This window comes from Candidatus Leptovillus gracilis (assembly GCA_016716065.1).
GTDB lineage: Bacteria > Chloroflexota > Anaerolineae > Promineifilales > Promineifilaceae > Leptovillus > Leptovillus gracilis.
Window position 1 is genome coordinate 80,160 of record JADJXA010000025.1, and the last position, 11,533, is coordinate 91,692.

Below are 11,533 nucleotides of genomic sequence, written 5' to 3' on the forward strand. Positions count from 1 at the left end.
GTTGTTAGTTGTTGGTTGCTCCTCCCACTCACAACTAACAACTGCCAACGAACAACTACTCCCCACTCAACCCCACCACCTTCTTCAACGCCCCGCCAAACTTATTGTAATTCACCAGCACCCCATCATCCAGGTCAATTTGCACCTGGCGGGTGGCGAGGGGGTAGAGGATGTTGTCTTCGTAGTCGCGGAGTTCCTGGAGGGTTTTCTGGATGGCGGCGACTTCTTTGAGCGCTTGCGTCTTGTCGCGGGGGGTGGCGGCGGCGCTGACGCTGACCCCTTCCAGGTGGCTTTTCCGCGCTGTGAGTTTGGCGCGGAATTCGCGCAGGTAGTCGTTGAGGACGATGGAGACGGTGTCTGGCCGGTAGCGGTGCATGTAGATGAGGACGTTGAAGCTGCCTTTGGCGCTGCTGAACAGCCAGTAGATCGGCCGTTTTTTGTAGGTCTTGATATGATGGTCGTAGAAGTCGCGCAGGAAGTAGCTGCGGATGTCGCGCCCCAGGGCGGCTTCGATGAAGGCCAGATTTTCTTCGTAATGCGCCTCGCCGAAGGTGATGCGCAGGAATTTCTTGAAGCGTTCGGTGATGTCGTCGCTGAACCAGTCGCCGTCCAGCATGGGGATGGCGTTGTCTTTGTCGGGGGGGAATTGTGAATTATGAATTGTGAATTGTGAATTGTGAATTGGGGGGGTGTCTGCCCCGCTCCCTGCGACCGAAGGTCGCCGCTCCCCCATGCCCTCCACCGTGTCATTCCCGCGAATGCGGGAATCCATGCCTTTATGGATGCCCGCCTTCGCGGGCATGACAGAGAGAGAGGCCAGTTTATGGACGTAATCCTCAAGGGTTTCGCCCTGGTTGGCGAGGATGAGGCCGGGTTTGTCCAGGGAGTAGCGGCCGAACATGCAGCCGACGGCGTAGCTGATGAATTCGCGCATCGTGTCGGCGAGGAGGCGGAGTTCCGGCCGGCTTCGCCGGGGGAGAAGTTGATGGTTGTTAGTTGTTGGTTGTTGGTGAAGAAGGCTAACTGACTACTATCAACTGACAACTGACTACTGCCATAGCGGTAGTGGGGGTTGCAGGTGAGGGTGATTTCGGAGAGGGGGACTTCTGGGGTGAGTTCGTCCTGGAGGCCGTAGGCGGTGATGAAGAGGCGGTTGTTTTCTTCTTCGAGGCGCTGCATGTCCAGGGTGGCGGCCTGCCACTGCTGGCGCAGGGCGGTGTAGGTGGCGGCCAGGGTTGCGCCGGGCTGCCGGGCAGCGAGCAGGGGCATGGTGGTGAAGTCCCAGGAGGTTTCGTAGGAGTCCCAATCGAGTTTAGCAACTTGTATGCTATTTTTTGCAATTTCATCAACATCTACTTCAGCCGCATATGGTATAGATGCGACTGTCCCTGCCTCAATGTTCATTGTTGCACTGAGCATGTTGATGTAGTGTGCAGCTACTTTAGAGCAAAGAAGAGCCGTGATAATTTCGGCTGATGAATTTTTAGGAAATCCTGCTGAACCACCTGTGACAAATAAAAAACCGGGGCCAGTGTACCGTACCCCAAAATATGTTGAACTAATAGATGACCAAGTTATTGCTTCTCTAAATGCAAAGTCTCCATTGTAGTTATGTGAGCGGATTCGACCTGTATCAGGATCGGACAAGGATTTGATTGCCTCACCCCCATTTTGCCAATTTACGATATGGCTATTATTCCCATACCATGTACGATATTCTCCGCCTTTTTGGCAAGGGAACCATTTTTTGCCAGAAAGAATACCTTCAATTTCTGTAGTTAAACCATAACCTATTGTTTCACTGTTTACTTCATACCAAATACGTAGAAACTGGTTGTTATCGCCAGTCGCCATAGCAACTCTAGTTTCTAAAACTTCACCCAAAGTCGGCATTTGAGTAAAGTTCCCAATAGAGCGCGAACTAGCAGAGTAACCAATAAGGGAGCCAGGGATTTTCTTGAAGTCGGTGGCGGCGGCGCGGTAGAAGTAGCCGCAGTCCGGGTTTTGGATGGCTTCCAGCGCCTTCACCGGCTGCACGTCCGCCCCGTAAAACGCTTGCAAATCAATAAACGCCCCTTTGTAATTGGGCAAATGGTCAGCCAACAGCGTAAAGCCGCAAATCGTCACAAAAGCGGAGTCAAAAAAGGCGTGGAATTCTGGCCTTACCAGGCTGGTCAGCGTGTAATTATCCAAAATCATCTGACGCATCTTTTCAAAGGAACTGAGGAACATCCAATTGAAGGGCGTCATCATGCCGATAGAGCCGCCCTTGCGCGTCATTTCCATAATTCGCACCGTAAAGGCAGAAAACAGGTCAGCTTTCACATCCGCATAGTTGTCACCCAAAAACTTTTTGAGCGTGGCGTTCTGGTTCTTGCTGCCCATGTAGGGCGGGTTGGCAATCACCACGTCATACTGTTGCGCCAGGGGGATGGCCTGGGCGATGGCCTGCCGCGCCTTCTTGCGTCGCTCTTCGTTGAACAGGCTCAGTTGTCCCGTGTTGGCGGGGGCGCTCAGGCGGTCGTGGAGTTGGGTCAACTGCGCCGCGCTCAGCCGGGGGCGCAGCAGGGAACCCGCGTTGTCGGCCTCGCGGAACAGGGCCAAGTCGTGGCGCAGGTCTTCGCGCAACGCCTCCGCCATGTCATGCCCGCGAATGCGGGCATCCATCTCCTGGCCCGTCGCACCTGTGGATTCCCGCATTCGCGGGAATGACGGGTTGAGTTGTGTGTCATGCCCGCCTGCCACCTTGTCATGCCCGCCCTTCTCCTTGTCATGCCCGCGAAGTGCCTGCCCCCGCGAAGGCGTGGGGCGGGCATCCATGCCTTCACCCGTCGCACCTGTGGATTCCCGCATTCGCGGGAATGACGGGTTGAGGAAGGGGGCCAGCACCGCCACCTCCGCATCTAACTCCGCCTCAGTAAAGGCAATGGGGCGCAGCGTGACAATGTTCGGGGCCACGCCGCGCCGGAAAAAGCGGCGGTCTTTGGCCCGCGCCTTCATCGTCAGGGCAAAAGCGGCCAGCGCCGCCGCCCGCTCATCAATCTCCAGCCCGGTCAGGTTCTGCTGCAAAATCAGCCGGGGAATGTCGGCCGGGTTGTACCCCTCCTCTTCATAAATGGCGTAAAGCAAATCAAAGGCATAGGTGAGCATGTGGCCGGAGCCAACAGCCGGGTCGCAGACCCGAAGGGATTCGGGGCCTTGCGTGTCACTCCCGCGAAGGCGGGAGTCCACTGGATTCCCGCCTTCGCGGGAATGACCATCGGAGGGGGCGATATAAAATTCCATCTGCTCCGCCAAACGGGAGTTGGGCCGGTTCAGCAGCCACAACCGCCCCAGGGAGTTTTCGACCAGATAGCGCACAATCCAGTGGGGGGTGAAGAGTTGGGTGGCGGCGGGGATGTCGTCGGGATTGATGGCCTTTTTGGCGCCAATCACCTCATCCTTCTTCTCGGAAATGTAGAACTGGTAGAGCCAGCCAATCACCTCCACGTCCTCGCAGGCATCGTCGGTCAACGCCTCGCGCGTTTGCTGGAGCAGGGAACTGGCGGAGAGCAGGTCGTCGGGCATCAGCAGTTCGCTGTAGTCGTCAATCGGCTCGAAGAGGAAGGGCATGGCGGCGTGGTACTGGTTGCAACTGGCGACGAGGAGCAGCCGGTACGCTTCTTGCTGTGGGTTGGCAGCGGGGGAACGGCCGGAAAGCAGGTCAAACACGCGCTGACTGTCTACGAAGGGGGCCAGGTCGGGGTCTATGTTCCCGGCCTTCGCCTCCTGCAAAATTTCGGGCTGGGTAAAGCCCGCCGCCGGCGAGACCACGCCCAGGCGGGTGTAGTGGTTGGCATCCATGTAGCGCAGAGCGCAGAAGCGGTTGAACCAGGTGTAGGCCACCTGCTCCACCACCGCCTGGCGGGAGCTATGGGCGATTTGTTTGTTCAGTTCGGCCACGACTCTGGCTTTGGCGCGCAGTTCGGGGCTGTCGGTGCGCAGCGCCTGTTCCAGCCGGGCGCGGACCTGTTCATGTAGCTGCCGCCGGGCGGTCTGGGCGAATTTTTCGAGGGGTTTGGTGTTCATAGTTGGGAGTTGATAGTTGTTAGTTGATAGTTGGGAGTTGGGAGTTGGGAGTTGATAGCGTCACTAACAACTAACAACTACCAACTATCAACTACACCTGAATGCGTTTGCCGTCTTGAATGGCTTGCAGCATTGTCTGTTTAAGGAGGCTCAGGTAGGCGTCTACGTCGCTTTCGTCGGCTAACCAGGCTTTGCTGAAGGGGACATGCAACGTTTGCTGGGCGACGTACTCGATGCGCGGTTCGATGACGACCCTGGGCTTTTCACCTGGCGAGGGGGCGATGGGCGGCGGGGCGGTGTTGGCGGCGGCCCAAACAGTCATCTGGCGCAGTTGGCTCTGGTAGCCGTCCCTGTCGAACTGGTTGAGCATATCGCGGATGACGGCGATGAGCAGTTGCCCTTCTACCCGCTGCTTCAAGGTGGTGAAGGGCTGCTGGAGTTGGGTTTGTTGAACGGCCGTCAGGTCGTTGAATTCGCCCATACCGGCCAGCCGCTGCCAGCGCTCATCTACTTTGGCGGCGGCCTGCGCCCTTTCCGCCTGTACCCGCGCCGTTACTTGCTGCCGCAAACTGTCTAGCAGCGTCTTCGCCTGCTGCATCTTATTGCCCTGGTAACAGCGGGGGTCGGTTAACAGGTCATAGAGCGCCCCGGCTTCCTCCTTGCCCACGTAACTGAAATTGGCCTCCTGCGCCTGCAAATAGGCGCGGGCGTCGTCGTATATCTGTTTGTGCGTCCCACTCATGAAGCGGCGCACCGGTTCTATCACCCCGTCTTTCAGGTCGAGCAGGGCGTCTTCGCGCGGCCGTAACTCCAACAGGTAGAAGGTATAGGGCTGCCCGGTGACAGCTTTCAGCGCCTCAATCGGCTCATCGAGGGCGGTGAGGAAGGGATAGACGGCCGCCTGACCGCGCAAAGCGGCCAACGCCTGCCCCATGTCGGCAAAGGCCCGCGCCGTCTCCACGCCCAACGCTTTCGGCTCATTGCCCAGCGGCGGCCCATCGAAAAATTCGGCGTAAAACTGGCGCAGCTGGCTGATTTGCCCGCCGGTAAACTCGATTTGTGGCGCGAGGATGACGTTGCCATAGCCGTGCGTATTGCGTATGGCCTGTTCCAGGGCGGCATTCTCCAGCGGCGTGCTGTCGCGGCGCAATTCCACCTTGCCCCGGCCACACAGTTTCGCCAGGGTGCATTGAATGGCCGCCAGATACCAGCCGTAAGGCTTGCGCTCGAACCGGGTTGATAAGGTTTGCAGCGTGGTACGCAAGCCATTGCGCTGATTGGCGTTGATAAAGGCCAGCATCTCCTGCTCCGCCTCGCTGTAGGTGGCCGCGTTGTCACCAAACAGGTTGCTCTCCGGCTGTAAATAGCGGGCCACCTCCTCCTCTTTGTAAACAATGCCGGGCAGCATCCGCAAATTGGGGTAGGTGCGGGCGATTAGCTCCTGGAAACCACGCAGCAGGCGCGTCTGGGCATCGGAACTGCTGATGTCCAACTCCTGCCCATTCACAATGAGCCGGGCCGTCAGCAGCAACGCCTGCGCCATCTCGCGCAGATTGGCATAGCGCTCCTGGTTTTGCTGCTGTTTGTCGAGCAAAATGCGCCGCGTGGTCTCCTTTTGGGCGATGGTGATGTTTTGCGTCACATATTTATCCGTCTGTTTGTACAGCGTCAGGTCGCGCACCAGGCGGTCGTTGGGGACCATGATCACCAGCAGCTCATCGCGCCCCATCGCCTGGGCGCGGAGGATGGTCTCGTTGCCGGTGTGTTCGTGGAAGGGGCTGATGACGTGGATGGTCAGTTCGCTGGCCTGCCCAATCACACGGTCGTCCAGTTTGCGCGTGAACGGGTAATCCTGGTTGTTCGGCTCGTAGCGAATTTTGCGGACCTTGAGGACGTTATCGAACACCAGCTTGCCCAGTTCATCCGCGACGGCGCTGCTTTCTACCTCCGTGTTCTTAACCTCTTGCTCGATGTCTTTCTCTTCGTCGGTGAGGTATTCGTACTGCTCGCCATTGCGCTGGATGTAGGTTTGCTGTTCCAGCAGGTTAAGCGCCTCTTCCAGGCGGCGGCGCAAGGCGGGCAGGTCGGCATCGAAATGGGGCAGCAGCAAGACAGCCAGATTGCGCGTGGTGGCACGGAATTCTTTGACGTATTTGATCAGGAAGAGCGCCTTGAGCACCTGCACGGCGAATTTGTTGTCCAGATTGGCCTCGGCCACCCGGATGCCGGTATAGACGCCGGCGAGGAGCGTGGTGCGAATGCCTTCAAACATCAGGTCGAAGGTAGCCAGATCGCCTATGGCGTGGTCGGCGATTTGCACGGCCACCTGCTGGAAGACGCCCAGCATGGAGCGTTCGCCAACGGAGCTATGTTTGCCCTCGAAGGCGTTGTGCAGGGAGAGGCTTTGGATGGCGGCCTGGAAGAGGGGGAACTGGTAGGGGACGAAGGGATAGCTGTGGATGAAGTGGTCGCGGTCGCGGAAGTTGCGGTAGGTCTGGGCGCCATCGGCGAAGTCGAAGAGGGTTTTGAAGTTGTTGTGTTGTTGGGCGTAAACGGCCGTTAATCCCTGCACGCCCGCTTCATTCTTGAGCAGCAGCCGCTTCTGAATGACTTCGGCGACATCGGCGCTGGTGAGCTTCATGCGGGTGGCGAAGCGGGCCTGGATTTTGGAGAAGTCGTTGCTCTGCTGCTTGCCCATCTCGCCGACGACGGTGTTCATGTCTTCCTGGGCGGTGACGATGATCCAGGAACGGCCGTTGCATTTGGTGGCTAAACTTTCGGCGATGGTTTGCAGGTTGGTCATCAGCTTGACGTTGTCGGCGATGTACTGCCCCACCTCGTCCACAAAGAAATTCAGGCGGAAGTCCGGCCCCTGGCGGATGACGTAGTCGTTGACCTGGGCGGCGAAATCTTCGATGGAGACTTTGTATTGGGCGCGATATTTATCGAGGATGCCGGTGGCGTCGGTGGGGGAAACGGCCGTTGTCTGGGCGTAGGCAGCGGCGATGTTGTGCCCTTCCAGCAATGCCTGCTCCCGGCCACGCTCCCAGGGAATCCCGGCGATTTGGGCATAAGCCGCCTTAAAAGGCGCATAGAGATGACGATTGTCCAGGTCACGCTCGAACTGCGCGATGTGCCCCTGCTTGCCGTAGTAACCACACATCTCATCAAACACCTTGACAAACACGGCCAGCAGCGCGTCTATCTGCGTTTTGCTGATCACGTCCGCTTTCTGGTCTATGTTGAAGAGGATGCTGCGCGAGGGGGTGGCGACGGCCCGTTTCAGGTCGCCGCGCAAAATCTCATTGTCGCCACATTTGGGGAGGAAGATGTCGAGGGCGGAACGGCCGTTTACCGGCCGGTTTTCCAACAGCAGCGCCAAAATCTTCAGCAGGTGGGATTTGCCGGAGCCAAAAAAGCCCGAAATCCAGACGCCGTTGGCTCCCTGGTAGTTGTTGTAAGCATAGAGGAAGTTCTCCAGCCGTTTGGCGACCTCGTTGGTCAGGACATACTCCTCAACCTCTTGCTGCAAACTGGCTTCGTCGTCGGCCTTGATGACGCCCTCAATATGGCGCTGGATCGGTTTGGCGAAAATGGTGGTTAGTTTGGTCATGGATTATTTCCTTGTCTGTGTTCTGTCAGCCGTGTTCCGTAATCCGTAAGCCACGTTGAGCTAGATCTCGGTGAGATAAATGTTGAAGGCGCGGTAGTATTTATCGTCGTGAAGCAGACCAAAAAGGTCCAGCGACGCCCCGGTTTCCAACGATTGGGTGTATTTCCCGGGAAAAAAGAGGAGGGTGGGCTGCTCTTTGGCTGTACTTTGCAGGTTGTTCAAGACGTTGTGCGAGCGGATGTAGGGAAACACCTCCCCCACGCCGGTGATAAACAGAACGTCAAACGCTTGCTGCCCCATTTTCGCGGCAATCGCCGGGACCAGGTGGCTCTCCGGGTCGAGGACGCCTTGCAGCAGCTCTTTGAACTGGTCTTTGCTGACGCTCTCTTCCACTTGCCCCAGGCGTTCCCAAATGCCCCGCGCTTGCAGCAGTTCAATACAGAGGTCGTAGAGGTCAATCTCCAGCACGCGCACACCCTGCTGCCCCAGGCGGTTAGCTAACTGGTGGGCCATCTTCTGCATCGCCACTGTCTCTTGGGGGTCAAAGGGGCAAATGAAAAAAGGCACTTCGTTGCCTAACCCCTGTTTTTGTAAAAAACGCTGGCTGGCGATGATCTGCAACAGATGTTGGAAGCGTTCGGAGATGGGGCGGGTGGCTATATCTTTCATAAGGTTTGACTGGCAAAAATGGCTAAATGAGCCGGATCATCTCCGGCTATCAGGCGGATCAGGTGGGGAGATAAAAACACCGGCATTATCTGACCAGCATCCGAGAGCAGTTCCGCCTCGCGCATACTCTTAAAGAGGAATTGACGCTGTTTTTTGCGGGTGGCCTCGGCAATCCGCGCTACTTCTGGATGCCATTCCGCTTTGTTGTTGAAGAAGATGTCGTATTCCTCATACGTGAGGGAGAGGTCCAGTCGCCGGAATTTTTCCTGCACCACTTCAACGGCAAAGTCGTAGACGAAACGATAACGCTTACAGTAGGCTAACCAGAGCAAATAGTTCTGCTCCCGGCGCTCGGCGGTTAACATGTAAGCCATTTGCTCTGGGGTAAGCTGGCGCAGGCGGGAGGCGACTTCGCTGAAAATCCGTTTGGCGGCGTTGGTGGTGCGCATTTGCAGCCGGTTGTCGGCCAGAATGTGGCGGCGCGTTTCGTCCCAGTCACCCAGGCTGACGAACAACTCCGCCACGAGGATGGATTCGTGACTGAGCAGGGTGGCGGTGGTGAAGGACATGCTGTAGTGAACGGCCGTTGTCAAGCGCAAATTACCTTTGTTCTGGTCTGGTACTGGCATCCTGGCTGTACCAACCTGATCTGTATCGGCTACATTGTCTACCATTTAGCCGGGTTGATCAATAAAACTTTACTCCCCTATGAGCTAACATACTCCCAGAGGCCAGAGTCACTGACTTCTACTTCGCAAGGGATTTTCACTTTCTTGGGGATGGCCTTCGTTTGAACCAACGGCGACCCGTCATTCCCGCGAAGGCGGGAATGACAAAGCGTGGCCGAAATGAAGACTATCCCCTCTTTCTTTATCGTCATTCAGCTTCTGAGGGAGATTACCTGGTTATAACTTCAATTGACCAATTCCCTTCGGCCTTAATGACTAATACCAACGCTCCATTACTTGTCGGCAAGTTGCTGGAAACAATAACCGTACCAGAATAAGGTGCGATCTCGTTCACCAAAAGGTCCCGCGTATTGCCATATCCTAGTATCACAAAATTGCTTTTTGTCTGGTTAGCATCTATTTTGAGCAAATCCGGTTTGCTTACTCCTTGCAGAAATACGACATCGTCCCCAATACCATCGAATGTGCCAGGAATAGTGACTTTGCGCATTTGCTCGAAAGGAAGTACCTGGATTTGCCACTGCCCACTGCTCTTGATTTCAAAGCGCGTCGTGTGTTCACCGCTGAGAAAATCTAAAGGAACTGTACCTTCATATTTACCAATGGTGTTTACTAACAGGTCTATGCTCTCCCCGTCTGCCCCATAATTTCTGACAACAAAATTCCTGCCTCCACTATAGCTGATTAAAACAAGAGCCGGACCCTCCCACTTCTCCAAATCTACAATTGTGTCGCCTGTGCCAGAAAGCACAATAGGCTCCGGTGTCGGCGTGGAAGTAGCTGTTGGGCGTGGCGTCTTAGTTGGTCTAGGGGTGTTAGTAGGAGCCGGTGTATTTGTCGGTTCTGGCGTATTTGTCGGTTCCGGTGTGTTGGTTGGTTCCGGTGTGTTTGTCGGCAAAGATGTGCTGGTAGCGGGAGATTCTTCAGTTACTTCGACAAATGCAACAGAAGTTTGCGCAGTGTGTGTTCCTCCTGGTTCTTGTGCGTTTGCGGTTGCATCTGCCTGCTCCTCTGGTGTATTCAGAAGTGCCCCTAGAGAAAACAGGCCACAACAACCTAACATCATGACTGCAATCACGCCAAAAACGATCTTTCTGCGACTTCCTTTGGGCTTTTTTTCCTTGTTGTTGATAATCTCTTCGTTCATCTGATTTCTTCTCCCATGTTTACGGTGCGAAAATTCAAGCCTGAATTACCGGGAGGGAAAGCGCCACCGACCAGTGCCAGTGACGCTCATTTCCCCCTACCGGCAGTGATAGCCAACTGCTAATTGCCATCGGCCACCACTTCCACAACGGCCGTGTCCCGGAACAAGCTGTTCCCTGATTGTTGGACACCGTACCGTGATAGAGGAATAATAGAGCAACGAGTCCGTCTTATAGGCGGGGAGAGGTGGCTGCATGATTGATAGAAATTGGGATGCTTTAAAACGGCCGTTGCTCATCCTCAACCATTTACGGCAAGGGCCGGCCGATAAACAGACGCTGATACGGGCGGTGGGCCACATCATGTCCGACGCCTATCCCGAAACCAATGACAAGGCCCAAAGCCGCACCTTTGAACGGGACATCGAGAACGCGCGGCTGCGCTTGCTGGCAACCATTGAATGGCAGCCGCGTCTGCGCCAGTATGTGCTGCACGATCCGGGGCCTTTTGTGCAAACCGAGTTATCACCGGAAGGGTTAACTGGCCTGGCGTTTCTCAAAGATTCGTTTACTACCAGTGAAGAGATACAGCGGGTGATACGGCCGTTGCTGGACTGGGTCGAACAGACAATGCCGCCAGAACAGATGCGGCAGATGGCGCATCAGCAGGCCCCTATCCATCTAAACATCCAGCGCATCAGCCAGGGAGAGATTCACCCGGAGGTGTGGCGCAAGGTCATTTACGCCATCAAGCAGCGTCGGATCATCACGTTTAGTTATGCCTCCCCCTTCCATGAAAAAAGCGAGGCGCGTCGGCATACGGTGGAGCCATACGCCCACTATTTCCGCGGCGGCCATTTCTATTTGCGCGCTTACTGCTTGCGTTGGGTCGCGCCCAATGGATTTGAAGACGGCCATTTCTGGGCCAATCCCTACCGGCTGGACCACATCCTACCGGATGATCTGGACCTGCTGGGTACGTTTGTCATTCGCCAGCAGCCCCAACCCAGGCAGCAAATCCGGTACAAATTATCGCCCCGGATTGTCCGAGGTGGTATCAGCCGCTACTTTGCGGAAATGGTCGTCAGTGAACCGGATGAAGAAGGGTGGGCGGAAGTGACTGCTTACACGGACAATGAATTTGAAGCATTCCGCACTTTGCTGGCTTATGCGGATCAATGTGTTGTCCTGTCTCCATCCAGCCTGGTTGAGCGGATGAAACAAGTGGCCCAATCGTTCAACGCTTTTTATGGGGAAACAGCGCCATCTCTCCCCGCCAATGAGACGGAGTGAGTACGTTATGCTTTAAATCAGTGGCATCCGATGCCTGTCTCGCAGCAGCAATCAGC

At 56.0% G+C, this 11,533-nt stretch carries 6 protein-coding genes; 1 reads left to right on the forward strand and 5 read right to left on the reverse strand.

What is annotated here, in order from left to right; all coding sequences use genetic code 11:
• Nucleotides 1-111: 111 nt before the first annotated feature.
• From pglX to IPM39_26445, 5 genes are all read right to left on the reverse strand, one after another.
• Nucleotides 112-4,068: a BREX-1 system adenine-specific DNA-methyltransferase PglX gene (gene pglX, locus IPM39_26425; GenBank protein MBK8989552.1), complete on the reverse strand. Its 3,957-nt coding sequence runs from the start codon at nucleotides 4,066-4,068 to the stop codon at nucleotides 112-114.
• A gap of 91 nt (nucleotides 4,069-4,159) precedes the next feature.
• On the reverse strand, nucleotides 4,160-7,681 hold the full coding sequence (brxC, locus tag IPM39_26430) for a BREX system P-loop protein BrxC (protein ID MBK8989553.1): 3,522 nt from the start codon (nucleotides 7,679-7,681) through the stop codon (nucleotides 4,160-4,162).
• A 60-nt stretch (nucleotides 7,682-7,741) separates the two neighbouring features.
• The gene (locus IPM39_26435; protein ID MBK8989554.1) at nucleotides 7,742-8,350 is read right to left on the reverse strand and encodes a DUF1788 domain-containing protein; all 609 of its coding nucleotides are present in this window, start codon (nucleotides 8,348-8,350) and stop codon (nucleotides 7,742-7,744) included.
• Nucleotides 8,347-8,979, reverse strand: coding sequence for a DUF1819 family protein (locus IPM39_26440; GenBank protein MBK8989555.1), 633 nt, complete (start codon nucleotides 8,977-8,979; stop codon nucleotides 8,347-8,349). The genes IPM39_26435 and IPM39_26440 overlap by 4 nt, the downstream gene beginning before the upstream one ends.
• A gap of 268 nt (nucleotides 8,980-9,247) precedes the next feature.
• Nucleotides 9,248-10,186 (reverse strand): hypothetical protein, encoded by a 939-nt coding sequence (locus IPM39_26445; GenBank protein ID MBK8989556.1) that lies wholly within the window; start codon nucleotides 10,184-10,186, stop codon nucleotides 9,248-9,250.
• Between the two features lie 253 nt (nucleotides 10,187-10,439).
• Between IPM39_26445 and IPM39_26450 the strand changes: the two genes are divergently transcribed.
• A complete protein-coding gene (locus IPM39_26450; protein ID MBK8989557.1) occupies nucleotides 10,440-11,477 on the forward strand; it encodes a WYL domain-containing protein in 1,038 nt (345 codons plus the stop codon).
• The last annotated feature ends 56 nt before the right edge of the window (nucleotides 11,478-11,533 follow it).

Excerpts from the sequence above, each read along its gene's own strand:
- pglX (MBK8989552.1), bottom strand. The coding sequence starts at position 4,068 with ATGAACACCAAACCCCTCGAAAAATTCGCCCAGACCGCCCGGCGGCAG.
- brxC (MBK8989553.1), bottom strand. The coding sequence starts at position 7,681 with ATGACCAAACTAACCACCATTTTCGCCAAACCGATCCAGCGCCATATT.
- IPM39_26435 (MBK8989554.1), bottom strand. The coding sequence starts at position 8,350 with ATGAAAGATATAGCCACCCGCCCCATCTCCGAACGCTTCCAACATCTG.
- IPM39_26440 (MBK8989555.1), bottom strand. The coding sequence starts at position 8,979 with ATGCCAGTACCAGACCAGAACAAAGGTAATTTGCGCTTGACAACGGCC.
- IPM39_26445 (MBK8989556.1), bottom strand. The coding sequence starts at position 10,186 with ATGAACGAAGAGATTATCAACAACAAGGAAAAAAAGCCCAAAGGAAGT.
- IPM39_26450 (MBK8989557.1), top strand. The coding sequence starts at position 10,440 with ATGATTGATAGAAATTGGGATGCTTTAAAACGGCCGTTGCTCATCCTC.